The 26,050-nt window shown below is 62.7% G+C and carries 20 protein-coding genes; 13 read left to right on the top strand and 7 right to left on the bottom strand.

Features of this window, described 5'->3' with window-relative positions; genetic code table 11:
- Nucleotides 1-118: 118 nt before the first annotated feature.
- The 8 genes from GYM67_RS00375 (at nucleotide 119) to pknB (ending at nucleotide 10,181) form a co-directional block, all read left to right on the top strand.
- Complete coding sequence (locus GYM67_RS00375) at nucleotides 119-1,000, top strand: LPXTG cell wall anchor domain-containing protein (protein WP_220236627.1); 882 nt, start codon at nucleotides 119-121, stop codon at nucleotides 998-1,000.
- Nucleotides 1,001-1,197: 197 nt separating this feature from the next.
- Nucleotides 1,198-1,902 (top strand): FhaA domain-containing protein, encoded by a 705-nt coding sequence (locus tag GYM67_RS00370; RefSeq protein WP_015021121.1) that lies wholly within the window; start codon nucleotides 1,198-1,200, stop codon nucleotides 1,900-1,902.
- Between the two features lie 36 nt (nucleotides 1,903-1,938).
- Complete coding sequence (locus GYM67_RS00365; RefSeq protein ID WP_396020000.1) at nucleotides 1,939-2,454, top strand: FHA domain-containing protein FhaB/FipA; 516 nt, start codon at nucleotides 1,939-1,941, stop codon at nucleotides 2,452-2,454.
- A gap of 6 nt (nucleotides 2,455-2,460) precedes the next feature.
- Nucleotides 2,461-4,029 (top strand): PP2C family protein-serine/threonine phosphatase, encoded by a 1,569-nt coding sequence (locus GYM67_RS00360; RefSeq protein ID WP_220236625.1) that lies wholly within the window; start codon nucleotides 2,461-2,463, stop codon nucleotides 4,027-4,029.
- A 2-nt stretch (nucleotides 4,030-4,031) separates the two neighbouring features.
- Complete coding sequence (locus GYM67_RS00355; protein WP_220236624.1) at nucleotides 4,032-5,573, top strand: FtsW/RodA/SpoVE family cell cycle protein; 1,542 nt, start codon at nucleotides 4,032-4,034, stop codon at nucleotides 5,571-5,573.
- Entirely contained in the window at nucleotides 5,570-7,033 is a 1,464-nt protein-coding gene (locus GYM67_RS00350; protein ID WP_220236623.1) for a peptidoglycan D,D-transpeptidase FtsI family protein, read from the top strand. Before GYM67_RS00355 ends, GYM67_RS00350 begins: the two co-directional genes overlap by 4 nt.
- Complete coding sequence (locus GYM67_RS00345; RefSeq protein ID WP_220236622.1) at nucleotides 7,030-8,022, top strand: serine/threonine-protein kinase; 993 nt, start codon at nucleotides 7,030-7,032, stop codon at nucleotides 8,020-8,022. Before GYM67_RS00350 ends, GYM67_RS00345 begins: the two co-directional genes overlap by 4 nt.
- Nucleotides 8,019-10,181, top strand: coding sequence for a Stk1 family PASTA domain-containing Ser/Thr kinase (gene pknB, locus GYM67_RS00340; protein WP_220236621.1), 2,163 nt, complete (start codon nucleotides 8,019-8,021; stop codon nucleotides 10,179-10,181). The genes GYM67_RS00345 and pknB overlap by 4 nt, the downstream gene beginning before the upstream one ends.
- A gap of 291 nt (nucleotides 10,182-10,472) precedes the next feature.
- Here the strand turns inward: pknB and GYM67_RS00335 are convergent, their stop codons facing one another.
- Together GYM67_RS00335 and GYM67_RS00330 are read right to left on the bottom strand one after the other, a co-directional pair.
- On the bottom strand, nucleotides 10,473-11,588 hold the full coding sequence (locus tag GYM67_RS00335; RefSeq protein ID WP_220236620.1) for a class E sortase: 1,116 nt from the start codon (nucleotides 11,586-11,588) through the stop codon (nucleotides 10,473-10,475).
- Nucleotides 11,589-12,344, bottom strand: a complete 756-nt coding sequence (locus GYM67_RS00330) for a DUF881 domain-containing protein (protein WP_220237323.1) — start codon at nucleotides 12,342-12,344, stop codon at nucleotides 11,589-11,591.
- Nucleotides 12,345-12,434: 90 nt separating this feature from the next.
- Here GYM67_RS00330 and crgA point away from each other — a divergent pair, with 90 nt between their 5' ends.
- The gene (crgA, locus tag GYM67_RS00325) at nucleotides 12,435-12,854 is read left to right on the top strand and encodes a cell division protein CrgA (protein ID WP_220236619.1); all 420 of its coding nucleotides are present in this window, start codon (nucleotides 12,435-12,437) and stop codon (nucleotides 12,852-12,854) included.
- A 364-nt stretch (nucleotides 12,855-13,218) separates the two neighbouring features.
- On the opposite strand, the gene GYM67_RS00320 is transcribed toward crgA, so the two are convergent.
- Nucleotides 13,219-13,980 carry a rhomboid family intramembrane serine protease gene (locus tag GYM67_RS00320; protein WP_258561507.1) on the bottom strand — a complete coding sequence of 254 codons (762 nt, stop codon included), beginning with the start codon at nucleotides 13,978-13,980 and terminating at the stop codon, nucleotides 13,219-13,221.
- Between the two features lie 153 nt (nucleotides 13,981-14,133).
- Between GYM67_RS00320 and GYM67_RS00315 the strand changes: the two genes are divergently transcribed.
- On the top strand, nucleotides 14,134-14,364 hold the full coding sequence (locus tag GYM67_RS00315) for a hypothetical protein (protein WP_220236618.1): 231 nt from the start codon (nucleotides 14,134-14,136) through the stop codon (nucleotides 14,362-14,364).
- 133 nt (nucleotides 14,365-14,497) lie between these two features.
- Nucleotides 14,498-14,917, top strand: coding sequence for a sterol carrier family protein (locus GYM67_RS00310; protein ID WP_220236617.1), 420 nt, complete (start codon nucleotides 14,498-14,500; stop codon nucleotides 14,915-14,917).
- A 38-nt stretch (nucleotides 14,918-14,955) separates the two neighbouring features.
- On the opposite strand, the gene GYM67_RS00305 is transcribed toward GYM67_RS00310, so the two are convergent.
- Nucleotides 14,956-15,339, bottom strand: coding sequence for a DUF3073 domain-containing protein (locus tag GYM67_RS00305; RefSeq protein ID WP_220236616.1), 384 nt, complete (start codon nucleotides 15,337-15,339; stop codon nucleotides 14,956-14,958).
- Nucleotides 15,340-15,492: 153 nt separating this feature from the next.
- Here GYM67_RS00305 and trpS point away from each other — a divergent pair, with 153 nt between their 5' ends.
- A complete protein-coding gene (gene trpS, locus GYM67_RS00300) occupies nucleotides 15,493-16,578 on the top strand; it encodes a tryptophan--tRNA ligase (RefSeq protein ID WP_220236615.1) in 1,086 nt (361 codons plus the stop codon).
- Here trpS and GYM67_RS00295 read toward each other — a convergent pair.
- A complete protein-coding gene (locus tag GYM67_RS00295) occupies nucleotides 16,575-18,467 on the bottom strand; it encodes a threonine/serine exporter family protein (RefSeq protein WP_258561579.1) in 1,893 nt (630 codons plus the stop codon). The two genes, trpS and GYM67_RS00295, sit on opposite strands and share 4 nt — an antisense overlap.
- Before the next feature lie 306 nt (nucleotides 18,468-18,773).
- Between GYM67_RS00295 and GYM67_RS00290 the strand changes: the two genes are divergently transcribed.
- Entirely contained in the window at nucleotides 18,774-21,533 is a 2,760-nt protein-coding gene (locus tag GYM67_RS00290; RefSeq protein ID WP_220236613.1) for a phosphoenolpyruvate carboxylase, read from the top strand.
- A gap of 670 nt (nucleotides 21,534-22,203) precedes the next feature.
- On the opposite strand, the gene GYM67_RS00285 is transcribed toward GYM67_RS00290, so the two are convergent.
- The gene (locus tag GYM67_RS00285; protein WP_220236612.1) at nucleotides 22,204-23,841 is read right to left on the bottom strand and encodes a glycoside hydrolase family 36 protein; all 1,638 of its coding nucleotides are present in this window, start codon (nucleotides 23,839-23,841) and stop codon (nucleotides 22,204-22,206) included.
- A 45-nt stretch (nucleotides 23,842-23,886) separates the two neighbouring features.
- Nucleotides 23,887-26,007, bottom strand: coding sequence for an alpha-galactosidase (locus tag GYM67_RS00280; protein ID WP_220236611.1), 2,121 nt, complete (start codon nucleotides 26,005-26,007; stop codon nucleotides 23,887-23,889).
- Nucleotides 26,008-26,050 lie beyond the last annotated feature (43 nt).

The raw sequence follows: 26,050 nt of genomic DNA, 5'->3' as shown, positions 1-26,050 counted from the left end.
ATCGCCAATGACTGGCCGATAATCCCTGCTTCCCAGGGGATAGGGGTGTCAAGGTAGGACACCATGACTGCACATGGGGAGCAATCCACAATAGAGAAAATAGAGGTAACCAATGAACATGATGGTTCGTTTTAAACGCGCATGCGCGGTGCTCGCTGCCGGCGCCACCCTGGCCGGCGGCCTGGCATTGCTGCCTACCGTGGCCCAGGCTGTGGAGGGCAACAAGGGGGCCGAGGCCAAGTCCGCCCCCTACCAGATCACCTTCGTCGGCGATCCAGAGAACGCAGAAAGCGCTCACAAGATTCGTGTAGAGACCAACGATCAGGGCATACTGGATAAAAGCAAGATCCCCACTAACATACCAGTACCTGATTCCATGCAGGATTCGCAGTCGCCCGACAAGCCTTGGACTCTCGTCGGCTGGACCTATATACCGATGAGTCCTGACACAGTCGACTTCACGAAGCCCTTTACGGCGGACACCACTGTCTTCGCAAAATGGGACCAAGCCAATGCAATCACTTTCATCGCTCAGGACCCGACCAACCTCGACCACGAACCTGCTACGCAGACGCTGTACACTGGCGAGGGCCACAAGCTGGCGGTACAGCCGGGCGCCCCGGCCAACTACCCCGGCTACACTTTCGAAGGATGGTTTAACGCTGACAGCAACGCAGCGTTCAATCCCGAAGCCGTCTTCTCTGAAGATGCCACTTTCGTAGCCAAGTACACCAAGGCGACCGTTCCTGCTCAGCCTGCTGAGACCAACCCGGCTGGCAGCTCCAAGGAACCTGCCAAGGCCGGCGACAAGACCGCCGACAAGACCGCCGACAAAGCAACCGGCAAGGCCGCCGCCAAGGATCCGGCTGTCAAGGCTGCCAAGACCAACAACGCTCTGGCCAAGACCGGCGCTGATGCTGTGGCCCCTCTGGCCATTGCCGCTGGCCTCTGCCTGAGCGCCGGCATCACCCTGGGTCTGCGTCGCAAGCTGACTCTGTGAGTCGGCAGGCTTCGGCCTGACCCATGAGGATCGAAGGTCAAAGGCCCCTGGCCCATTGTGGCCACGGGCCTTATTCATGCTTGAAAATCGCGTTCGTTCGAACCTGTTCATTGAAGAAATTGCAAGCATCCGACCGCCCATTACCCCCTTCCAGCAGTGTCACGTACTATGAAAGGGTTATATGGAAAGGGATGACTATGAGCGTTCTCGATCGTTTCGAGAAGAGCGTGGAAGGCGCCGTTAACGGTGTCTTCTCGAAGTTCGGCTCCAAGGACCTACAGCCCGTCGACCTGTCGAGCGCCCTCGAGCGTGAGATAGACTCACAGGCCATGCCCGTCGGTCGCGACCGCACTGTGGCGCCCAACGAGTATCGATTCAGATTATCCACTCCAGACTTCGACCGCATCGAGCAGTGGGGTTCGGAGGCTCTGGCCAACGAACTGGCAGACAACCTGACCAAGTATGCCGAAAGCCAGCACTATGCTTTCGTCGGCCCGGTCGTGGTCATTTTCGAGGAGGACCTCAACCTGAACAAGGGCGACTTCCACCTGTCTGCCGAGTCGGTCCAGGGCAACGCGGCACCCGTCACCACCCCCGAAGAGTCCAAGGACTGCCCGGTTCTGGAGATCAACGGCCGCCAGTACCTGTTGACCGCCCCCATCACCACCATCGGCCGTGGATCCTCCTGCGACATCGTCATCGACGACGCAGGCATCTCCCGCCGACACCTGCAGATCGAGATCACCGACAAGGGCGTGGTAGCCCGTGATCTGGGGTCCACCAACGGCACCTATGTGGAGGGACATCAGGTTCCCGCAGCCACCCTGCTGGACGGCAATACCATCACCATCGGCCGTACCCGCATCCTCTACTGGGCATCGTCGCAGGAACAGGATTCGTAAGTCGCCCAGGCCTTGAAGTAAGGTCGAATCATTATGCTGACTGAACTGACATTCGCCATCCTCAAATACGGGTTCCTGGCTCTGCTATGGGTATTCGTCTGGCTGGCCATCCGTTCACTCCGCAAAGACATCGAAACTTTCAGCCCCAAAACTTCGCACTCCCGTAGACGCAGCGAACGCGCAGCCCAGCGCAAGCTGCCGGCAAGCGCCAGATCCGTGCCTATCGCCCCGGTCAGCAAGACAGAGCCCGCAAGGGACGAGCCCTCCCTGCTCGTGGTCATCGACGGACCCCTGGCCGGCTCCTCCACGCCACTGTCAGGACGGCCCATCACCCTGGGCCGTTCCTCCTCGAACACCTTGGTGCTGGACGACGAATTTGTCTCTGGTCATCACGCGCGGGTCTACCAGGATCCCGCATCGGGCCGATGGGCCATCGAAGATCTGGGATCCACCAATGGCACCGTCGTCTCGGGTCAGAAAATCACGGCGCCGACAATCCTACCGGCGGAGGTTCCCGTGCGCATCGGAGCCACCACCTTCGAATTGAGGTAGCCGCCCATGACCAGGAACGAAGCGAGCCAAAAGCTGTTCCTCTACTCCACGGCGGTTTCCGACGTAGGGTACGTGCGCAGCAACAACCAGGATTCAGCGTTCGCCGGCGAACGCCTGGTGGCCATGTGCGACGGCATGGGCGGCCACGCAGGGGGGGACACGGCATCAACCATAGCCATCCGATCCCTGGCCCACATCGAACGCGACGACCGGAAGCAGGACGTGCAGTCCCTGGCCCGGATGATGGAGACCTCGGTCATCGCGGCTCATGACGCCATCGTGGGCAAGGCCAAGCGCGAACACCGCCTGTCAGGAATGGGTACAACGGTCACGGCCCTGGCTCTGGCCGACGACTCCTGGGTGCTGGCCCATATCGGGGACTCCCGGGGTTACCTCCTGCGGGAGGGCAAGCTGATCCGGATGACCCAGGACCACTCCTACGTGCAGCATCTGATCGACACCGGCCGCATCTCCCCGGCTGAGGCCCGCAACCACCCTCAGCGCAACGTGGTCATGCGGGTCCTGGGTGACTTCGACATCGACCCTCGCCCGGACATCTCCATCTCCAAGGCCCTGCCTGCAGACCGCTGGATGATCTGCTCGGACGGTCTCTGCGGCGTTTTGGAGGACTCGACCATCGCCGAGGTGCTGTCCTCCGTCTCGGACCAAGCGGAGTGCGCCCAGCAGCTGGTCACCTTCGCCCTGAAGGCCGGCAGCACTGACAACGTGACCGTGGTCATCGCCGATGCCACTCTGGCCCTGGATGCCGATGCCTTCGACCTGCCCCATCAGACCCCTCTGGTCGGCGGCGCAGCCAGCTCCAACCTGGAGGCCCTGGCCGACATTCTGGATGAGCCCGTAGCGGCCGCACCGCACCTGCGTGACGAGTCCCGGGAATCGCCCGCCAAGCGGGCCGCCGATCTGGCCCAGGACCGGGATGCCGCCAAGCAGGAGGGCGAGGAGGACGATGGCCGCACCGCCCAGCCCTCGGCTGCCCGCGAGGAGAGCGGCGAACGGCATGTGCCCGACACCAGCGAGATCCCCGTCGTCCACAAGAAGGACGGTTCGGACTCAGCCGACCCCTACGACCCAGATGTGGCCAACGCCATCCACAAGGAGCATCTGGAGCAGCGCAAGCGCCAGCGTTCGCGGCATCGGCAGATTCGGCTGATCCTGGCCGGCATCATCACCCTGGTAATCCTGGCACTGGCCGGAGGCACGGCGGCTGCCTACCGTTGGAGCCAGGAACAGTATTACCTGGGCGCGGACCAGGGCCGCGTAGTCATCTACCAGGGCGTGCCTACCAAGGCCTTCGCCCTCTCGCTGTCCCACCCGGTGCAGACCACGGACATCGCCGTCAAGGGGCTTCCCCAATCCTGGCGCGACCAATTGGAAGAGGGCATCACCGTCTCCAGCATGGATGATGCCCAAGAGCACGCCCGTCTTATCCGCAAGGAGGCCGGCGACCTCAAGCGCGAGCGCGCAAAGGAGGGCAAGGACGAGTCCGACCAGACAGTGGCTTCCCCGTCAACCTCGCCCTCACCGTCGGAAACCGACCAGAGCAGGCGGCAGTAGTCATGATCACCACCCGTCTGCGCCGCATAGGCCTTCTGCTCTTCTCCCTGCTTGTGGGGTTCATCGGCTTCTTCCAGATGTTCGCCCGGGCTGCGGGCCGCTTCCCAGGGGACTACGCCGCCCTGCTGGCAGTCACTGCCGCCCTCTTCATCGCCCTCTGGGTCCTGTTGGAGATTTTCCAGCCTTACGGCAGCCAGGCCATCCTGCCCAGCATCGTCATCCTGAGCTCCCTAGGCATCACTTTGATCATCCGCATGGATCTGCGCAACGCCCGGATCGGTCAGCCCACACGAGTGGGCTTCACCCAGCTTATCTGGCTGTGTCTGGCTCTGGTCCTGTGCGGGCTGCTGGTGGTGCTGCTTCGGGACTACAGACTGCTGCGACGCTTCTCCTATGTGAGCATGGTGGTGGGCCTGGTCCTGCTCCTGTCGCCCATGCTGCCCGGCATCGGCCGCGAAATCGGCGGCGCCCGCATCTGGATCGGCGTAGGGTCGCACACCCTGCAACCCGGCGAATTCGCCAAGCTCTTCCTGGCCTTCTTCTTTGCTGCCTATCTGTTCGACCACCGAGACCAGCTGGCTGTGGGCGGCAAGAAGGTCCTGGGCATGCGGATGCCCCGAATCAAGGACCTGGGCCCCATCATCATCGTCTGGCTTATTTCGCTGGCCGTCCTGGTCATCCAGCATGATCTGGGCACCTCGCTGATGTACTTCGCCATGTTCGTCTCCATGCTCTACGTGGCCACGGGCCGCACCAGCTGGATCGCCATCGGCGCCGTCTTCTTCGTCATCGGGGCGGTGGCCGCCTCCATGGTCTTCGCCCACGTAGGCGCCCGCGTGGATGCCTGGCTGCACCCCTTCAGCGATGCTGAGTTCGGCAAGACCTTCGGCGGGTCAGGCCAACTGGTACGCGGCATTTTCGGCCTGGCTGCCGGCGGGCTGACCGGCACCGGCCTGGGCCAGGGACGCCCTTGGATCACCCCTCTGGCCAACTCCGACTTCATCTATACATCGGTGGGCGAAGAGCTGGGGCTGAGCGGCCTGCTGGTGGTTCTGGCCCTCTACCTGGTCATCGTGGCTTCGGGCATGATCACGGCTATGAAGATCAAGGACGGCTTCGGCAAGCTCCTGGCCTCCGGTCTGGTCTTCACCATGGCTTTCCAGGTCTTCACTGTGGTGGGCGGCATCACTCTGGTCATCCCCCTGACTGGCCTGACCATGCCCTACATGGCGGCGGGCGGCTCCAGTCTGGTGGCCAACTGCATCCTGGCTGTCCTGCTGATCATCATTTCCAACGCGGCCAACAAGCCTGCGCCGGAGGTCAGCTCGGACACCTTCAAGTACGAGGCCCTGGCCGTCCTGCGCCAGCAGGAGACCAGCAAGCGCAGCGGGCAGGACGACTCGGACTCTGATTCGAACTCCGACGATCAAGAAGCCCACGGTCGTCATGCCGAGCCGGACGAGCCGACCGATCAGGATGAGGAGACCGACCTGCCGGCCACCGGCCGCGTCCCCGTCCGCCAGGTGCGAGGAGGCGGACAGTGAACAAAGCCCTGCGTCAACTCTTCAACGCCGTCATCGTCCTCTTCGTCATCCTGGGGCTTTCCAGCTCTGTCATCATGGTGATCAGGGCAGGGAGCCTTAACTCGGACCCCCGCAATCTGCGCGCCCTCTACCATGAGTACGCAGCACCCAGGGGGGCCATCCTGACCTCGGACGGCGCCGTCATGGCCCAGTCCGATCCCATCAACGACTCCTTCCAATACCAGCGGCGCTACCACAAGGGTGCCGCCTACTCGCCTATCACCGGCTACTATTCCATCACCAGCCCGGCAGACCGGGGAATCGAGGCCTCGCGCGACCGTCTGCTGAGCGGCCAGTCAGACAGTCTGTGGATGGATCGACTCAAATCCCTCTTCACTGGAACCCAGAACAAGGGTGCCTCCATCGAAACCTCCATCAATCCCAAGATGCAAGAAGCCGCCTACAACATGCTGGGCAACCTGTCCGGATCGGTGGTGGCTATCGAACCCTCCACCGGCCGTGTGCTGACCATGGTCAGCACACCAAGCTACAACCCCGACGACCTGACCGCCCACGACAGCGCCGACGCCTCCCAGGCCTACCAGAAGTTGGCCTCCCGTTCTGACAATCCCATGCTCAACCGGGCCACCTCGCAGCTGTATCCGCCCGGGTCCACCTTCAAGGTGGTCGTGGCCGCAGCCGCCCTGGAGTCCGGCCAGTACCACCCCGACAGCCAGCTGCCGGCCGGGGCCTCATACACCCTGCCCGGCACCAACTACAACCTGACCAACGCCACAGCCACGGGCAACGGGGTCAACGGCAAGATCAGCATGGAGAACGCACTGGCATACTCCTCCAACACCGCCTTCGCCCAGCTGGGTGTCAGCCTGGGGGATAAAACGCTGGCCGAGCAGGCCCGCAAGTTCGGTTACGGGTCCACCATCACCCTGGACGGGACCAACTCCACAGGACGGCCCATGAAGGCCGTGGCCTCCAAATTCCCCGAGGACCAGTCCCAGGACCGGCTCGCCCTGGCCTCCATCGGCCAGGGAGACACCTTGTCCACTCCCCTGCAGGCAGCCTTGACTGCCGCCGCAGTGGCCAACGGCGGCAAGCTCATGCAGCCGACCCTGGTGGACCGGGTGCGCTCCAGCGACCTGAGCGTCATCAGCGAGACGACACCTTCGGTCTACTCGCAGGCCTTCTCGTCGGATACCGCCAAGGCCCTGACCACCATGATGGAGGCAGTGACCACCAAGAGCTACCCCAGTCTGGCCATCCCCGGCATGCAGGTGGCCGCCAAGTCTGGCACGGCCCAGATCGGCGCGGACAATACGGCAAATGACGGGTGGATGATAGGATTCGCCCCGGCCGACAAACCCAAGGTAGCCGTAGCCGTCGTGGTTCATGGAGTCTCCTCCTATGGCATAGATGTCGCCGGGCCGATCATGAAACGCGTCATGCAGGAGGCTGCCAAGTGAAACTGGTGCAGGGACAGCTCATCCATCGACGGTACCGTCTGGACCGCCGCTTGGCCCAAGGGGGCATGGGCGAGGTCTGGAAGGGCTATGACATCGAACTCGGCCGCGTTGTGGCCATCAAGGCCTTGCGCGGAGACCTGACCAACGAGGAGTCCAGGCTGCTGAGGCTGCGGGCCGAGGCGCACAATTCCGCCAACCTGGCCCACCCCAACATCGCCGCCCTCTTCGAGTACTACGAGCACGACGGCATTGGATTCCTGATCATGGAATATGTGCCCAGCCAATCCCTGGCAGACATCTACCGGGACCGGGGCGCGCTGGACCCCATCGAGCTGCTGCCCATCCTGATCCAGACGGCCCGAGGGCTCTATGTGGCCCACTCCCATGGGGTCATCCACCGGGATGTCAAGCCGGCCAACATCATGGTCTCCGACACCGGCGAGGTCAAGATCACCGACTTCGGGGTCTCCTACTCCACCAACCAGGGGCAGATCACCCAGGACGGCATGGTGGTGGGCACGGCCCAGTACATCTCGCCTGAGCAGGCCCAGGGCCTCCAGGCCACCCCCCAGTCCGACATCTACTCCCTGGGCATAGTGGCCTACGAGGGGCTCTGCGGTCATCGACCCTTCACTGGCGCCACCCCTGTGGACATCGCCGCAGCACACGTCAACGACCCTGTGCCGCCGCTGCCCGACTCGGTGGACAACCAACTCATGAACTTCGTCATGTCCATGCTGGCCAAGGACCCGCGGGACCGTCCGGCGAATGCTCTGGTGGTCTCGCACACGCTGGCCAGGATCGAACAGCGACTGCTGGACCAGCAGCTGGGCGAGACTGAGGTCATCGACCCGCGCGCACCCATGCCTCGACGCATTATGAGCAGGCCGCACGCGGCAAAAGACATCTTCAGGCCCTTCTGGGGGCACCATGGAGGAGGAAGCGCACAGCGCGGCCTTGAAGCGACGAACGGAGGGGATACCCTATGAGCATCACACTGCCGCCGTCCCTAGCGGACGGACGCTACCGTCTGGGACAGCTGATCGGACGCGGTGGCATGGCCGAGGTCCACAAGGCTGTGGATACGCGTCTGGGAAGGACTGTCGCGGTCAAGATCATGCGGTCCGATCTGGCCAACGACGAGGTCTTCCTATCGCGCTTCCGGCGGGAGGCCCACTCGGTCGCCCTGCTCAACAACCCCAACATCGTCTCCATCTACGACTCGGGCGAGGAGATACTGACCGACGACCAGGGCAACCATGAGCGGGTGCCCTACCTTGTCATGGAGTACGTCAAGGGCCAGACCCTGCGGTCCATCCTCAAGGAGAACGGCGCCCTGAGCCAGCGCGACAGCGAGCAGGTCATGCTAGGCGTGCTGAGTGCCCTGGACTACTCCCACCATATGGGCGTCATCCACCGGGACATCAAGCCCGGCAACATCATGATCTCGGAGCAGGGCATCGTCAAAGTCATGGACTTCGGCATCGCCCGGGCCATGGACGACTCTGCCGCCACTATGACCCAGTCCCAGGGCGTGGTGGGCACAGCTCAGTACCTGAGCCCCGAACAGGCCCGCGGCGAGAGTGTGGACATGCGCTCCGACCTCTATTCGGCCGGCTGCGTCCTTTACGAGATGCTGACCGGGCGACCGCCCTTCAACGGGGATTCGGCCGTGGCCATCGCCTACCAGCACGTCACCGAGGTGGCCACCCCGCCCAGCACCATCGTGCCCGGTCTGCCGAAGATGTGGGATTCCATCTGTGCCAAGGCCATGGCCAAGGACCGCCAGAACCGATACGCCACGGCATCTGCCTTCAAGAGCGACATCCTGGCCTTCATGAATGGCGGGACCCCGGTGGCTGCCGCCTTCAACCCGCTGACCGACCTGGCCAACGTCAAGGCCCGCAAGGATGCCGAGCAGGGGACCGAAACGGCCACCATGCCGCTGACTGAAGAGGAGACGGCCGCCACCCAGGCCTTCAACCCCGTCCAGGACCCACTCAACCCGGCTGCTGCCACCGGCGTAGCCACAGCTGAGCGCACGGCCGCCAGGGCCGACCAGCAGAAGTCCAAACGGCGCAAGAAAATCATCATCGGCTCCATTGTGGCGGCTTTGGTCCTGGTGCTCGCCGGCCTGGGCGCATGGAATGTCTTAAGCCGAAACCGTCATCCGATGGCTGAAGTACCCACCATCAACGCGCAAATGTCGCGGATTCTTGCCCGTGAGAAGATCACCGCCGCAGGCTTCCGCTACCAGGAGAAGGAAGACAACGACTCGGCCGAGCCCAAGGGGACTTTCACCAAGCAGAGCCCCAAGGGCGGGAGCATGGCTCCCAAGGGCTCCACAGTGACCGTCTGGTTCTCCTCCGGGCCCAAGGACACCGCCATCCCCGACGTCAAGGGCATGACCCAGCAGGAGGCCCGCAGGGCCCTGGAGAAGGCCGGATTCAAGGTCTCCCCCGCCGCCTCTGTGGAAGACAGCCAGGATGTGCCCAAGGACCATGTGACCCGCACGGATCCCGCCGCAGGCCAGAGCGTGGCCAAGGGAACCAGCATCCTGATCTACATCTCCTCGGGCATGACCAAGGTGCCCGATCTGTCTGGCAAGACCAAGGACGACGCGACCAATATCCTGCAGAGTCTGCACTTCAACATCACCATCCGCGAGCAGGCCTCCAACACTGTGGCCAAGGATATGGTCATCAGCACCGATCCGGCTGCCGGGTCGTCCATCCAGCAGGGAGCCATGATCACGGTCACCGTCAGCGACGGCATGCAGCTGGGCAACTACGTCGGCATGACCCTGGGCGAGGCCAAGCGCACCCTGGGACAGGGGGTCAATATTACGGTCAACGGCCCCAACAACGACAACGCCGAGGTCACCGGCCAGGACCCCACATCAGGTTCCTCCTTCGACAAGTCCAAGGACAACATCACCCTGACCACAGCCATCCGCATCCCGCCCTTCTCCCAGGGCGAGACCTTGGGCAGCTACCGGCAGAAACTGACCAACAGCGGCGTCAGCGCCGACAGGATCACCTCCATCGGCAAGGACACGGACACGGTGACCGCAGTCAGCCCCGGAGCCGGCAGCAGAGTGGACGACAACACCCCCATCACTGTGACCACCGTCAGCTCCACCAACTAACGATATGGCCCGGCGGTCGCAGCCCTGCCGCCGGGCCATATCGTTAGTCTTATAACTGGGCAGAGCAAATATGGGATGAGCATAACTGCACCTATCAGACTGTGCCGTCAGGACTATGACCACAGAACATGGCTGCTAGGCGGTGGCCATCGGACCATGGCCACCGGAGTGTCTTAGATGAACCTTGGACAGCCGCTTCCGGCAGTCGGCAAAGTAATGGCATCAATAAGCGGCGGGGCCGCAGGATCACATTGGATTCTGCGGCCCCGCCGCCCTTCTATGCCGCCTGGGTCAGAAGGTGGAGTAGTTGGACATCTGTCTGAGCATGGGCACGTTGCTGGCCAGCCATGGGAAGCCCCATTCCATCAGGGCGCAGGCCAGAGCCAGCAGGAGCAGAATCAGCAGAAGCCACCGAATCGGAGCTATGCCGGACTGGTGCCGCAGGAGCCAGCCGTAGAGGCTGATCATGGGCTGAGGCTTCTCGCCCTTGCGAATCTGCCGCAGCAGGGGGTAACGCCAGGCAGCCAGGGCCGCCAGGTAGATGATCAGATAGGCTGCTGCCAAAACCAGGAAGACCGGCTGCAGAGAACCCAGCTTGGCCATGACCGAACCCTTGTCGTCTGCAAAGGCCACATTGCTGCCGCGATCGCCCAGCAGTTCCTTGGGCACTCCGTCGGACACCTTGGCCCAGTAGTCGAATTCGCCCCAACTGATCCAGCGGTGGGTGGCCGTTGTGTACTTGGGCTCGCAGGTGGTCAGCGTAATCATGCGCCGATCAGGAGCCTCTTTGGGCGAATAGGGGTTGGGAGCGATAACGCTGACCTCGCTGGCTGCGACGATCTTATAGCGGGTGTAGTGGTAGACGTACCAGTAATCCTTGGTGCGCAGGACGATGGCATCGCCCACTCGCAGCTCATCCACATGGCCCAACGGCTCACCATAACCGGCGCGGTGCCCGGCAATGGCCACGTTGCCCATCTCGCCCGGCATCTGCGTATTGGGGTAATGCCCCAGTCCCGCGTAGGCCAGCTCTCGGGGCGACGTGCCCTGAACCACGTTGCGCTCCCAATGCTGTCCAAAACGAGGAATGTAGGCCTGGGCTATCAGTTCACCCTCGGAGGCCTGCTTGGGCTGCACAGGCGGATTCCCCTTCTGAGGCTTGGCCACCTTGCGGGTGTCGCCCAATCCCGGGTTGCTCCAGGAGGTCGAGGCCCGGGTCTCCAACTGCTGATGCTCGGACTGCACGCCGGTCCACCAGAGCTGCCAGACCACGTAGAGTGCGCAGACCACGGCCAGAGTGATCAGCAGCTCTCCTATGATTTCTGCAATGCCCACCAGCCAGGTTCGTCGCTTATTCTCCGGTTTGTCAACCGACGTTTTGTTGTTCTCCGAGTCCTCTGTCGTCATTTACCGTGCCTTCTCATCTAGCGATGCGTACTGGAGTGGCTGCAGGACAGCCGTCGTCTCAGGGAATCTCAGATTATCCGAAGATTCGACATTCCAACCCAGACCTACCGTATTTACGTACTCCTTGTAAATCCGGATGGATGGCGAAGCATTCAGGGACTTGGTCATCCTGTCGACTGGCCCTATGGCTGAAATCTTATATGGCGGCGAGTACTTTCGGCCGTGCAGCAGCAGCACATTGCCCACGCACCGCACGGCTGTGGTGGGCAAAACCCGCTGATCCTGGATCCTCATCGACTCAGCTCCTCCGGCCCAGAGCGCGTTGACCACGCTCTCCACATCCTGTTGGTGGATGACGTAATCGTTGATGTTGGCCGTCGACCCGTCAGAGCCCACCTTCTGCTGCCAGAGCGGGGAATCATTGAGGGTCACCGTCAGTCCCGGCCCCTGGACGGCCTTGAGCACCGTGCCCGAGCCGGGGTCCTCGCGGGCCTGGTCCGAGCTGCCCTTGTCATCGTCAGTCAGGGTCTTCAGCGCGTTGATCTGCGAGCTCATGTCATTGATGTCCTTGCGCAACTCAGCAGCCTTGTTCTCGCGCTCCTCCACCAGCCCGGCCGTGTCCGAGGTGACCGTGACCGTCTTGTTGACTCGGATGTTGGTGGTCAGCATGAACCCGACCAGGGCCAGCACCACAGCCACAGACACTGTGCCGACGAGGGACCTGCGCGCACCGTGCCGTCCCGTCCGTCTGGTCATAGGCATACCCTCATCCTCGTCTGCGATAGTATTACGTTCGAGTCTAACCGCTACTATGGCTTAGTAGATCTACTGAAGGAGAATAACCTCATGGCAGAGCATCAACTCCATGATGACGAGGACCAAGCGGTGGACGAGGCCAAGACCGCCGACACTGGCGAGGACGCCAAGGACGAGGAGTATGGCCTGTCCATGGACAAGGTAGAGGCCGTGCTCAACCAGAGCGTTGACAAAAAGCACATGACTCCGCAAATGCGACGCATCGTGCAGCGTCAGGAAGAGAACACCCGCCGCGTAGAGGACACCATCAAGAGCACCAAGGCCAATCCGCGCTGGTTCGTGCCCCTCTTCGTCACACTGATGCTGGTGGGCTTGATCTGGATCGTGGTCTACTACATCTCCTCCGTCAGAGGCAGCGTCTTCCCCATCCCCGGCATCGGCAACTGGAACCTTGCCGTGGGCTTCGGCATTCTGCTGATCGGCTTCCTTATGACCATGTGGTGGCACTGATTTAGCAGCATTACTCTTCAGGAACCCTGCAACCGTCCAAGCACGGCTGTGGGGTTCTTTGCATGCCCATCCACACCTGAGCGTCAGACATGTGTGGATTCACTACCTAGCTCCACCGATTTCACCCCCCCCCGTTTCCAGACTCAATCCAGAGTTATCCACAATCGCCCGGATTTGTCGTGGGCAGTTTAGGGTACTCGTCCACAACCCTACTGCTGATTGGGTTCTAAGTTCACTTATCCACTTTTTACAGGCATATATACACCAGTTCTGAATACTTATTCCCAGGTTATCCACACGATTGTCAACAAATGTGGATAGATGACATCCATGTCATTTGACCAGAACAGGCAGATGCTGATTTTCAGCGCATGGGGTTGACCATGTTGCAGCCCAGAGCCAGCAGGGCCAGGGCCGCCAGGAAGATCAGCGTGGGCAGCAGCCAGGAGAGCAGACCATGCACCCGGGAGCCGGGCCGGCCCATGTGCAACAGGGCCAGCATGAAGAGGCCGCCGACTATGAACCCGCCGACGTGGTCCTGCCAGGCGATGCCGGGCACGAACAGGGGCATGCAGAAGTTGATGCCCATCCAGACAACCATGGAAAGGATGTCAATCCCCAGACGGCGGTAGACCACCAAAATGGCGGCAAAGAGCCCGAAGAGCGCGCCTGAGGCCCCGATGGCTGACGTGCCCCAGCCATTGGGCGCCAGGACGGCATAGACCATCAGCCCCAGGTCTCCGCCCAGCCCGCTGATCATGTAGAGGGCCAGGAAACGCTCATGCCCTATCAGATTTTCCAGCACCGGCCCCACAACCCAGAGGGTGACCATGTTGAAGAGGATGTGCGAGACATTGGTGGCGTGCAGAAATATGTTGGTCACAAACATCCAGGGCTCATGAATGGCCGTAATCGGCACGAAAGCCCAGTATCCCAGCAAAAGCCGCTGATAGCGAAGCGGAGCCAACAGATACAAGGCCATCTGGATGACCCAGGCCGCCAGGCAGATCAGGGTGATGGCTATGGTCACGACCGGAGCATGGTCACCCCAGCGCCGCCGGATCCATCCCAGCGGCCCCCGACCATTCCCTCCGCCTGTGAAACTGGTGCCCATGCCATTGACCATGAACCATACATTACCTGACCGTCCGGCCGGGGTGTGCGGTTTCCGTGCCGCAATGGCATCGATGCATCCCACAATTCGTCGCGTTCTACTAGGATGTTGACTAGGTCGGTCGAAGTGGGCAGGACCGACGAAAGTCGTCGAAAGGAGCCAAACATGGAGAATTCATCTTCAAACGGCTGGAAGTTCTTTGCACTGCTCTTCGGCACGCTGCTGGCCGGCGTTGTCGCTCTGTTCGTATACAAGCAGCAGAACCCGGATTATGATCCCTGGGAGGAGCCCTGGGAGAACAGCTCATCGCCAGTCGACCTGGGCCTGGCCAAGGATGAGGAGGACAAGGGGCCCGAGGATCCCGAGACCCCTCTGCAAGCGGGCGCACAGGCCTGACCGTTCCGGTCGGGAAGGAATCCGACCCAGCGTCAAGAACGTGAGGGCAACGGATTCCTTTTTTCATGCCTGATTTTGGCTCGACCGCAGCCTGCTGGACACGCCTGTTGGGGCGGCGCGTCACAATGGAGCCATGAGTGCCATACGGGAAGCAGACATGGAAGAAGGCCGCCGGGATTTTCTGGCCTGGCGCGATGCGGCCAAGGAGGCCGCGAATAATCTGGGCCCTGGAGACGACCGCCTGTCAGTGGCCCCGCAAATCGATAGACGCAGCAAGGCCATGGCCGTCCGCTACTCCCTGCACATGCTTGAGATCAAGGCCCCCGGCCCCGGCGTGGAGGTCAGGGTGGCCCCCTGGGGAGCCGTCAAGATTCTGGACGGACCGGCATCCGACCCGCATAACCTGACCCCGCCCGACGTAATCGAACTGGACCCGGATGTCTGGCTACGGCTGGCCGCCGGCATCACCAGCTGGACCGAAGAAGCCGCAGCCGGGCATATCAGCGCCGTGGGCGAGCGCGACGATCTGCACGAGCTGCTGCCCCTGGTATGACCAATTAGTCGACTACCTCTGGCTGCTGACTGCTGGGGCTACTTGCTTGATGACCCCTTGGCTGCGGTCTTCTGCTCCTTGTGATGTTTGAGCGCGCTGGGCACGGGAATTGGTATGCGTTTGTGCGGCTTGGGCGTGGTCGGCATCTCCCCAGATGTGGCCTTGGCAGCAGCCTCGGCGGCCCACCGGGCGTAATCATCCAGATCATCGTCCGGGGAATCCTCGGGGTCCTGGCTCCCCGATTTGCGAGAATCCGATTTGGAGTACTCCTCTTCAATCATTTTGAAGGGATCTTTGCCCCTGGTTCCGGGTTCCTTGCTGCTGAGCTCTTTGGCCAGCTCGTCGTAATCCGTGTCCGTTGTCAGATATTTGAGCTTCCGGGCTATTTTCGTCTGCTTAGCCTTCTGACGTCCGCGGCCCATCCGACCCCCTTCGCCAGGTAAAGTGCGCTTAGGCAACTTGAATGTGAATTTACATCATTTACGAGAATACCACCTGAGTATCTTGTCGGCTCGGACTTTTACCATAAAAGCAATTCCCAGAAGGACATTCAGCACGACGACGAGGGTGGGACCATGCAGGAAGAAGTCACAGCGGCAGGCAACGAGATCAGCGACAGCTTCAGAGCCGCCAAGCATCGGTCCGACCAGGTGCTGGCTGAGCTGGGCAAGAATCCGAGCCGCTACACCATGCTGACCGGCGACCGCCCGACCGGCAGGCTCCATCTGGGCCATTACTTCGGCTCCATCCGCGAGCGCGTCCAGATGCAGAATCGCGGCGTACACACCAACATCGTCATCGCCGACTACCAGGTCATCACCGACCGGGACACCACCGAGCACATCCGCGACAACGTGCTCAACCTGGTGCTGGACTATCTGGCCGCAGGCATCGACCCCAAGAGGACCATGATCTTCACCCATTCGTCCACCCCAGCAGAGAACCAGCTGCTGCTGCCCTTCCTCTCCCTGGTGACCGAGGCCGAGCTTCACCGCAATCCCACCGTCAAGGCCGAGATGGAGGCCAGTGGCCACGCCCTGACCGGCCTGCTGCTGACCTACCCGGTCCACCAGGCCTGCGACATACTCTTCTGTAAGGCCAACGTAGTGCCCATCGGCAAGGACAACCTGCCGCATGTGGAGCTGACTCGGACCATCGCCCGCCGCTTCGATGAGCGCTACCCCGGCCAGGCTCCGGTCTTCCCCGAGCCTGAGGCCATCCTGTCTGACACCCCTGAGATTCCAGGTCTGGACGGCCGCAAGATGAGCAAGTCCTACGGCAACTCCATCATGCTGGGCGCCACCGCGGAGGAGACAGCCAGGCTGATCCGCAAGTCCCCCACCGACTCCGAGCGCAGGATTACCTTCGACCCTGTCAACCGCCCCCAAGTCTCGGCCCTGCTGACCACTGCCGGCCTGGTGACCGACCGGAAGCCCGAGGATATCGCCGAGGAGATCGGCAATGCCGGCTCGGGCGCCCTCAAGGCCTATGTGACCAAGTCGGTCAACGAATTCCTGGCACCCCACCGCGAGCGCCGCGCCGAGCTGGCCAAGGACATGGACACCGTGCGCGACATCCTGGTTGAAGGCAACAAGCGTGCCAACCAGGTAGCGGAGGAGACCCTCGATCAGGTCCGCTCGGCCATGGGCATGCGCTACTAGACGTCGTACCGCCAGGAACGGTCGGTCAGCACCCGAGCCGTAACCAGGCCGATAGGCAGGCAGATGATGACCATGAAGGCCCGGAAGGCCCAGTCCAGGGCGTTGAGCGTATTGAACTGCCCCAGGTAGAACATGGCCCGGTACATATACAGGCCGGGCACCATGATGACGATTGAGGGCACGGTCAGGCTGATTCTTGGATAGCCCAGATCGGGCGGCAGCAGGCCGTGGCGGACTGAGGAACGCCAGACCGTGGCCAGCATGCCAGCCAGAAAGGCGCCCAAAAAGGCGGCCATCTCCGGAGGAACGTGGAGCAGATCCTGCATCTCCAAGCGCATGGTGTCGGTCAGGGCGCCGATGACGGCGGCCACCAGGGCCATGCGCTGGGGTGAGTTGAAGAGGACCGAGAAGCCCCAGACCCCGCAGAAGGCTGCTACCAAGCGCAGGCCAGCCATCAGCCAGGGGCTCAGGTTCATGGGTTCAAAGCCCTGGGGGTTGAGCATAACCATCCTTGCTACGGCCCAGCCACCCAGTGTGGCCACCAGGATGATCGAGAAGGCGTAGGTGATGCGCTGCACTCCCGAGGGGAAGTCCAGCTTGGCGATGTCCAGGCCGCCAGTGACCAGGGGAAAGCCGGGAATGACGAAGAGGATGGCGCCAATGTAAGCCGTGTCGTGCCTGAGAGCCACAGGGTCGAAGATACCCGCCAACCTCAGCGTGCCGACACAGGCCAGGGCGGCGATGATGACCGCCACTCCGGTGGCGAAGAACTGGTTGATCCGCCTGCCCAGCATCTGACGACGCACCCACTGTCCTATGCCAGCGCCGACGAAAGCTCCAGCCATGTCGTAGGGGCCGCCGCCCAGCAAGAAGACGAAGGCCGCGCAGGCCACGGCCGAGGCGAAGCCCGAGAAGAGGGGCGAGTAGAGGGGTCTGCGTCGCTCGATCAGGTCCAGGCGTTCATGCGCCTGTCGGACTGTGATGCCATCCGTAGCCCGCGTCTGCGAGGATGCGGACTCGTGAGAGGAAACAGGCCCATCGGAAGATACAGCCTCTTTGAAAGACGCGGACCAGACGGAAGACACCGACTGTTCGGAGGACGCGGCGCCCTCGGAAGACCTGGCCTTCTCACGCGCTCCGCCTTGAGTTGACGCAGATTGTCCGGAAGCGGGCCGCCCAGCCCCCGAATCGCGTCCTTGACTGGTTGCAGAAGATTCAGCGGCTGCAGAGCTGGCGGCACTCGAATCTGAATTCTCAACCACGTCAGCAGCAGAAGCGGAAGCGGCTTTGGGATCGTTGGAATCCTCGGGCCGAGGCGTGGAGCCTACAGTGCCCAGACCGGCGGCCGTCCTGGTGTCCATGGCCGCCGCATCGATTCGGCTCTGGCTGATCTCGTCCTCGTTGTGCACAGCGGTGGCCACCACATCCTTGAGCGCCTTGGCCGCATCCTGGTCCTGGGCCAGTACCTCCTTGACCGCCTTGCGGGCCGCCGCGTAGATGTTCGGCTCGTCCAGGTTGTCCACCAATTCCCGGGAGACCACCGACATGGCGTGGTACGTCCCCGCCTGCCCGCACTTGACGCTGAGCCAGTCCGCGAAGTGCTCCAGCAGCCAGATCCGCTCGGTATTGACCCCAGTAGTGGGCAGGTCCACCACCTCGGTAATCCGAGACACGCCATCCGTGCAGGTGGCCTCGATGTCGGTCAGGTTCACGTCGGCCCGCACGTGCACGCCCATGGGGTAGGCAATCCTGTGCATCATCTCGCGCACGCGGAAGCTTCCCGTGCCGGCCCCCAGCTCCAGCATGCCCACCCGCACAATCAGACTGGTTTTGGCAGCGATGCAAGCCTCGACAATGGGCTTGTCGTAATCGCGTTCAATATCCTCCATGTCCAGCGGAATGGAGTGGGTGTGGTACTTGCTGACCCGTCTGACCTCGGCTGCGGTCCTGCCGCGATAGCCATCCTTGGAACTTCTGCTCTTGAATTTCACACCCACATTCATACTCCACCCGGGTCACGTGCCCCTGCACCGCCGCATGGGACCATGAAACGTATTCGACCCGAAAACGTCCTAGAATGGGCCGCGAGCCATCGAATCGAAGGCTGTGGGCCTGCAACGCCGACCACCAATAACCGCGGAGGAGCCGTGGAATGGCCGAAGACCGGGCAACCTGCGATTCGACAAGGAGGACTGATGACAGATAGTAATCAGCAAATCACGGCTGCCGATGCGACCCTGGTCACATCCGGCACCGGGACCAAGGGGCCAGAGGAACGCAAGCTGCCTCAATCGTTGGACGAGGACATGGCCTTGTGCCTGCGGCTGCTCAGGGATGTGTTGGGGGAGTTCGATCAACAGCTGCTCAAGCGGTTCGATTCCCTGCGCGAGGACGTAATGACGGCCAGCGCCGAGCACTTCAACCGCCACCCCTCGGACCCCGTGCCTGACGAGGACGGTCTGTCCAAGGCCGTGGCCCTGATCGACGACACCTCAGTCAAGGATTCCCAGCTGCTGGCCCGCGCCCTGACCACCTACTTCCACCTGGCCAACCTCTGCGAAGAGAACTACCGGGTGAAGGTCCTGCATGAGCGTGAGGGCAAGGTGAACCTTGAGGTCAAGGGCACCGATCCCATCAACGAGATGACCAGCGCCTACAGCCAGCTCCTTCAGGAGATGGGCCCGGCCAAGGCCTCGGAGCTGCTGGAGAAGCTGGAGTTCCACCCCGTCTTCACCGCCCACCCCACCGAGGCGCGGCGCAAGGCCGTGGAGGGCAAGATCCGGCGCATCGCCAACCTGCTGGCCGTTCGCCGTGGTCTGGGCGGTTCCGAACTGGAGGAGAACGAGCGTCTGCTGCATAACGAGATCGACGCCCTCTTCCGGACTTCGCCCATCGCAGCCAAGAAGCCGACGCCCGTCGAAGAGGCCAACACCATCCTGGATATCTTCGACTCCACGCTCTTCGAGACCATTCCCAGGGTCTACCGCCGCTTCGATGACTGGATGCTGGGCAAGAAGGCCGGCATGGTCAAGCCGGTCTGCCCTGCTTTCTTCCACCCGGGCAGCTGGATCGGCTCCGACCGTGACGGCAACCCCAATGTGACTGCCAAGGTCTCGCGCAAAGTAGCCCGCAAGTTCTCGGACCACATGCTCAAGGCCTTGGTCAAGGCCACCACCACCGTGGGCCGCAACATGACCATGGAGGTGACCACCACACCCCCCAGCCCCGAGCTGAGGAGCCTGTGGAGCCACCAGAAGGAGATGAGCGAACGCCTGACCGATCGGGCCGCCACCATCTCTCACAACGAACTGCACCGCGCCGTAGTCCTGGTCATCGCAGACCGCCTGCAGGCCACCATCCAGCGTGACGCTGACCTCATGTATGCCGACTGTGAGGACTTCATCGCAGACCTGCGCGTGGTCCAGGACTCCCTGGCCAAGGCGGGCGCGGTCCGTCAGGCCTACGGCCCCTTGCAGGATCTGATCTGGCAGGCCCAGACCTTCGGCTTCCACATGGTGGAGATGGAGTTCCGCCAGCACTCCCTGGTCCACGCCCGCGCCCTGGAGGATATCCGTGAGCATGGCCTGCATGGCGAGCGCGGCGAGCTGCAGCCCATGACCCACGAGGTGCTCGACACCTTCCGGGCCCTGGGAGCCATCCAGAAGCGCAACGGCCAAAAAGCCGCCCGCCGCTACATCATCTCCTTCACCAAGTCGGCGCAGAACGTCAAGGACGTCTACGAGCTCAACCGGCTGGCCTTCGAACATGCCGAGGACGTGCCGGTCATCGACGTGATCCCCCTGTTCGAACAGCTGGAGGATTTGCAGAACTCGGTGGACGTGCTGGAGGAGATCATCAAGATCCCCGAGGTCCAGGCCCGGCTCAAGGAGACCGGCAACAAGATGGAGGTCATGCTGGGCTATTCCGACTCCTCCAAGGATGCCGGCCCTGTCTCGGCGACCCTGGCCCTGCACTCCGCCCAGGAGCGCATCGCCAAGTGGGCTGAGAGCCATGACATTGACCTGACCCTCTTCCACGGACGCGGCGGCGCCGTAGGCCGTGGAGGCGGCCCTGCCAACCGGGCCGTGCTGGCCCAGCCTGTGGGCTCGGTGAACTGCCGGTTCAAGCTGACCGAACAGGGCGAGGTCATCTTCGCCCGCTACGGCAACCCGGTCCTGGCCATCCGCCACATCGAGTCCGTGGCTGCGGCCACCCTGCTCCAATCCGCGCCCAGCGTGGAGGAGCGCAACACCACTATGACCGAGAAGTACGCGGATATGGCCGACGAACTGGACCAAGCCGCACACGAGCGCTTCCTGGACCTGCTGCATACGCCGGACTTCGCACCTTGGTTCTCCATCGTGACGCCCCTGAACGAGATCGGCCTGCTGCCCATCGGCTCCCGGCCTGCCAAGCGTGGTCTGGGCGCCAAGTCCCTGGACGATCTGCGGACCATACCCTGGGTCTTCTCCTGGGCACAGGCCCGAATCAACCTGGCCGCCTGGTACGGCCTGGGCACCGCCTGCGAGAAGTTCGGCGACCTGGAGACCCTGCGTCAGGCCTACGAGGAGTGGCCGCTCTTCAGCACCTTCATCGACAACATCGAGATGAGCCTGGCCAAGACCGACGAGCGTATCGCCAAGATGTACCTCTCCCTGGGCGACCGGGACGACCTGAGCCAGAAGGTCCTCTCGGAGATGGAGCTGACCCGCAAGTGGGTTCTGCAGATCGTGGGCGACGAGTGGCCCCTGCAGCACCGCCACGTGCTGGGCCAGGCCATCCGGATCCGCTCTCCATATGTGGACGCCCTGTCAGTGACCCAGGTGCGCGCCCTGCGTGCCCTGCGTCGTCGCAACGACAAGGAGGAACTCAGCAAGAGCCAACAGGCCGACTTCATCTACCTGATCCTCTGCACCGTTTCGGGAGTCGCCGCTGGCCTGCAGAACACCGGCTGATCCCCGGCCCGGCGTTAAGCACGGGCCCCGTTCTCCCGCAGTTGCAGGAGGCGGGGCCCTGCTTATTCAAGTGCCCCTGACGTGACCATATGTGTTGTTTATTAGCTGGATGGTAGCGGGGGGGGGGGGGGGGACGCCGGAAAGACGGCTGGATTCCGCCATGGCTCGAGCGAAGTGATGCAAGGCCCGCGTTGACGGCAGGACTGCTTTTCGACAGACGAGACATTGCAAGGCGAACGGAGTTGGCAAGGGGTCCCGGCTTCGCATATCTAGCCGGCCGTCTGCGTTCGTCCTGCTGAGACTGCTGACCGGCATGGGCGCAGCGTCCAAGCCGACGGATGCTCCTTGCCCACGAGGGAGGGAGCACAGCCCCAGCTGGTCCGACCACTGTTCGTCCATCATGCCAGCCATGGATCTCGCTGATAACAGGTCAGGCTGCCATAGTCATAGCAGAATGATAAAGTTGCATCAGCCGTACAAAGACGCAGGAGTAAATGACACGCACCGGCTGTTAGGGAGACAGTCGGCAAAGTTCTTGGGAGACTCCGCAAATGGCGTTACCGAATGTTCTCCACTGTGCTTCTTGCGAGTAAGGCCGGATCCTCAACACTGCGATCCGGCGAATCTGGCGGCTGTGCCCATCCCAACCGAGCACGGCCGCCAACTTCCTCTAAATGGCTGAAAGGTACCCATCGTAGCGCTCAGGCATGTCAGCGAATTCCAGGCCAGCCGGCTGATACCAGGAGTATCGGCGGGTGCCGCCGTCGTCAGTCCAAATCTCAGGGCAGTCATTGACCAGCCAGTCCGAGGGAAGGGCATGGGCGCCTCCGGTCGAGGCCATGGCCAAGGCCTGCCTGAGCTGGCCCTCCTGTTCAGCGGTCAGGCTGCCTGGGCGGGCCGAGAAGAAGAGTGGGGTGCCGGTCCGCGCCAAGAGGTCCATCCACTGACGGTTGAGCTCCCAGTCGATTGAGTCGGATATGCCCACGCAGTCGGCGTCGGTGGCGTAAAAGCTCCCGTTCTGGGGCAGACGGAAGGCCAGGGTGTTGACCCCGATTTGCCTGGTCCGCTCCCACTGCAGGCCGCTGGTGTCGTCGCCGGTCCGGTTGATCTGCATAAAGCCGACGCCCAGGTGACCGACCACGTTGCATCCCTGGACCAGCATCCCGGTCTTAGTGGCCTGCTCGAAGATGGCCCGATAGAGCTGTTTGGCCACCTGAGCGCTGGTCAGGCTCCGGTTGTAGAAGTGCCAGCCGTCCGGGCTGGGCCAGGGGTTCATCTGGAAGCCCCACCTGCCCAGCAGGTCGAAGGTGCTGAAATCATGCTTGACCAGCTGGTAGCCCCACTCCCCCAGCTGGGCGATGTCCTGGCGGATGTAGTCCAGGACCTGCGGGTTTGAGGGGTCCAGGCATCCGTTGTGCGGGAGCCTCCACTGGTCTGCAATGGTCTCGTCCTCGTTGAGGAGCGGGCGGTACCAAATTCCGGGCTTGATGCCCATGGCCTTGATCCGGTCGGCCAAAGCGCCCATGTCGCCGAACTTCTCGTTGCCACGCCGCCAGGGCCCGCCGTTGTTGTCCTCAAGCCGGTGGTGGTCCTGCCACCCGTCGTCCACGACCATGGTGGGGCGGTTGGCGCTGCCCTGGGTCAGGGAGGCCAAATACTCGGCATCGGCAAGAATCCGGGAGCGGCTGGAGTCCCCGTAGGCGTAGTACCAGTTGTTGCTCCCGTAGACCGGCTCGGTGGGTATGAGGCCCTTGCGGCTGATCCGGGAGCAGTAGTCAGTGGCCACAGCAAAGACCGGACCACCAGCCCGCTCCTGAAGCGGATATTGCAGGCAAACGATGGTGGCCGCTTCAAGCTCTCTGCCGTCCAGGACCAGGCCTGTGCCTCCATTGCGCAGATCAAGGAAGAGGGTGACACCGGCCGTATCGACCTGCCAGAAGCAGAAGGCGTTGGCTCCGGTGACCACCCCGTACCCCTCGGCCTGCTCCTGACCCACCGCCAAGAAGTACCAGGGCATGAACCGGTTGGCACGCATGGTCTGGAAACCCATGCGGCCGTAGCCGCGCTCCCAGGCGTCGCCCAGGTAGAAGTCATCGGAGGGCATGGGCCTGGTCCAGCGCAGCGCCAGGGACCGGATGGGGGTTGAACCGGCGGTCAGGCTGACTGTCAGAGCGGACCCGCCCTTAAGGCTGGCCCTTACGTCGGGGGCTGTGTGAAAGCGTCTTCCCGCAGGCACAGTCTCCCTGTCGGCATCGGTGGTCAGCGTGATCCAATCCGGCTCTCCAAGGCTAAGGCTGGTTGGGTTCATGACTCAGTGCTCCTTCATCCCTGTGGTGTGGCAGACGGCGGCGGGTCAGACCCGGACCAGGTCGATCAGGCGGATGGTCTCGGGCTGGCAACGGGGTATGCGGATACCCACACGCTCCAGATAGGTGCCGGTGACCTCGGCGGTGCCCAGCGGACCTGTTGGATCCAAATGCTCCAGCGAGGCCTTGGGCTTGGCGGGGCCGGTCCAGGCGAGCCGATACAGCGCCTTGGGATCCAGGCCGGGAATACGTAGACAAACACCACGATTATGCAGGGATTCATCCAACTGGACATGGGCCAGGATGGCGCGGCTGCGGTCGGGGGCCACCACGCCATGGGCCAGCGCCGAGGGGTCAGCCAGGTCCAGGCGAACCACGCGGCCGGAGTGGAGGAAGCCGCGGTTGACCTTGTACCAGGTGATCCATTCCTTGAGCCGCTCCAGGTCCTCCTCGCTGGCCTGGCGAATGTCCCACTCGATGCCCATGGACCCGAAGACGGCCGTGGCGGCCCGGAAATCCAGGCTGTAGGTTCTGCCGGTCTGCTGGGAGGAGGGCTGGGAGATGTGGGCGCCGATGTACTCGGGGGCCACGGTCTGCTCGGTCCAGCGCTGGATCAGCTGCCTGCTCAGGGCATCGGTCATGTCGGAGTTCCAGAAGCGGCGGATCTTTTCGATCACGCCCAGGTCGATGCGGCCGCCGCCCGAGGCGCAGGACTCCCACTCCACCTCAGGGAAGCGAGCGCGGAGGGCGTCCAGAAGGTGGTAGTAAGCCAGGGTCTGCTCGTGGATGGCCGGCGCGCCCCCATGGGCCTGTGAGCCGGCCTCAAGAAGGTCGCGGTTGTGGTCCCACTTGACGTAGTCGATTTGGCAGGACCCCAGAACCTCGGTCATGGCCTCCAGCACATGGTTGAAGGCCTGGGGGTTGGTCAGGTCTAGGACCAGCTGGTTGCGCTGCAGCTCCGGGTTTCTGGAGGATGCCCTCATGACCCACTCAGGATGGTCGCGGAAGGCATCCGAATCAGGATTGATCATCTCCGGCTCGAACCAGAGGCCGAACTGCATCCCTAGCTTGTGGACATAATCAACTAAAGGCTCCAGACCCTGGGGCCAGACAGCAGGATCCACCCACCAGTCGCCTAGACCGGCCTTGTCGTCCCGGCGCAGGTGGAACCAGCCGTCGTCCAGAACAAGGCGCTCCACTCCGATGCGGGCGGCCCGGTCGGCCAGGTCGCGCAGGGTATTGAAGTCGTGGTTGAAGGCGATGGCCTCCCAGACGTTCAGGATGACCGGCTGCTCGCACGGATGCTCGGTTAGAGTGCGCTCCCAGGCGTGCAGGCTATTCATGATCGGATCCATGCCATGGTCGGAGGCGGTGACCACGATCCAGGGCGTGCTGTACTCCTGGCCCTGGTCCAAGACCACCTCGCCGGGCAAGAGGAGCTCGCCAGCGCTGACGCCGGCCGGAGTGGCGCTGTTCCGGTCCACCCGGAGCACGGTGTTGCCGCTCCAGGCCGGCTGGACGCAGAGCACCCTGCCATGGTGGAAGTTGAACCCGGGGGTGCCCACCATGATTACGGACCCTTCGAAGCCGGTGCGGCCCCAACGAAACTCACGCACCCAGGCCCCGTCGGCCATATCATGACGCTGGGGGCTGCGCTCACGCTCGTGCCTACCGGCGAAGTCCAGAATCTGGGTCTGCTGGTCGTCCAGGGGCAGGCGGATCTCCAGACCCTCCAGCAGGAAGGGATCGGCGCCCAGGTTGCGCAGGGTGTGACGAATCCGCAGGGAGCCGCCGGCCATGGCCTCCACCCTGGTCTTCAAGCCAAGCTGGGCACCCTCGTCGCGAGCCTTGATGATCAGCGAGTCGGCGGTCTGCTCGGGCCGGCCCTCGACCAGGAATCGTGGCGACCAGGAACGACCGGCCTGGAAGCCCTCGGGGCCCTGCGTGATCCGATGCCCGGTCAGGCCCGGATGCAGGTAGGTGTTCTGCGCATGCTCCAGCAGCAGGGGCGAATGGGTTGAGGCCCAGACGGGGCTCTGTTCCAAGCCATCCAGGTCGGGGCCTGCATACAGCCCTCTGATGTCAGGAATATCAGCACCCGGTGTAACGGGCCCCAGGGCCATATAGGTGAGTGGCTGATCCGAATGGACCGACTGTGGAAAGAGCATGAAAAATCCTTTGGTGACTACGGCACAAATGTGCAAAAACAAC

It is taken from the genome of Bifidobacterium asteroides (genome assembly GCF_019469425.1).
GTDB classification, from domain to species: domain Bacteria; phylum Actinomycetota; class Actinomycetes; order Actinomycetales; family Bifidobacteriaceae; genus Bombiscardovia; species Bombiscardovia asteroides_I.
The sequence above is the reverse complement of the archived record's forward strand: the minus strand, read 5'-3'. Positions and strand labels throughout refer to the sequence as shown.

Excerpts from the sequence above, each read along its gene's own strand:
- GYM67_RS00375 (WP_220236627.1), top strand. The coding sequence starts at position 119 with ATGATGGTTCGTTTTAAACGCGCATGCGCGGTGCTCGCTGCCGGCGCC.
- GYM67_RS00370 (WP_015021121.1), top strand. The coding sequence starts at position 1,198 with ATGAGCGTTCTCGATCGTTTCGAGAAGAGCGTGGAAGGCGCCGTTAAC.
- GYM67_RS00360 (WP_220236625.1), top strand. The coding sequence starts at position 2,461 with ATGACCAGGAACGAAGCGAGCCAAAAGCTGTTCCTCTACTCCACGGCG.
- GYM67_RS00355 (WP_220236624.1), top strand. The coding sequence starts at position 4,032 with ATGATCACCACCCGTCTGCGCCGCATAGGCCTTCTGCTCTTCTCCCTG.
- pknB (WP_220236621.1), top strand. The coding sequence starts at position 8,019 with ATGAGCATCACACTGCCGCCGTCCCTAGCGGACGGACGCTACCGTCTG.
- GYM67_RS00335 (WP_220236620.1), bottom strand. The coding sequence starts at position 11,588 with ATGACGACAGAGGACTCGGAGAACAACAAAACGTCGGTTGACAAACCG.
- GYM67_RS00330 (WP_220237323.1), bottom strand. The coding sequence starts at position 12,344 with ATGACCAGACGGACGGGACGGCACGGTGCGCGCAGGTCCCTCGTCGGC.
- crgA (WP_220236619.1), top strand. The coding sequence starts at position 12,435 with ATGGCAGAGCATCAACTCCATGATGACGAGGACCAAGCGGTGGACGAG.
- GYM67_RS00320 (WP_258561507.1), bottom strand. The coding sequence starts at position 13,980 with ATGGTCAATGGCATGGGCACCAGTTTCACAGGCGGAGGGAATGGTCGG.
- GYM67_RS00315 (WP_220236618.1), top strand. The coding sequence starts at position 14,134 with ATGGAGAATTCATCTTCAAACGGCTGGAAGTTCTTTGCACTGCTCTTC.
- GYM67_RS00310 (WP_220236617.1), top strand. The coding sequence starts at position 14,498 with ATGAGTGCCATACGGGAAGCAGACATGGAAGAAGGCCGCCGGGATTTT.
- GYM67_RS00305 (WP_220236616.1), bottom strand. The coding sequence starts at position 15,339 with ATGGGCCGCGGACGTCAGAAGGCTAAGCAGACGAAAATAGCCCGGAAG.
- trpS (WP_220236615.1), top strand. The coding sequence starts at position 15,493 with ATGCAGGAAGAAGTCACAGCGGCAGGCAACGAGATCAGCGACAGCTTC.
- GYM67_RS00295 (WP_258561579.1), bottom strand. The coding sequence starts at position 18,467 with ATGGAGGATATTGAACGCGATTACGACAAGCCCATTGTCGAGGCTTGC.
- GYM67_RS00290 (WP_220236613.1), top strand. The coding sequence starts at position 18,774 with ATGACAGATAGTAATCAGCAAATCACGGCTGCCGATGCGACCCTGGTC.
- GYM67_RS00285 (WP_220236612.1), bottom strand. The coding sequence starts at position 23,841 with ATGAACCCAACCAGCCTTAGCCTTGGAGAGCCGGATTGGATCACGCTG.
- GYM67_RS00280 (WP_220236611.1), bottom strand. The coding sequence starts at position 26,007 with ATGCTCTTTCCACAGTCGGTCCATTCGGATCAGCCACTCACCTATATG.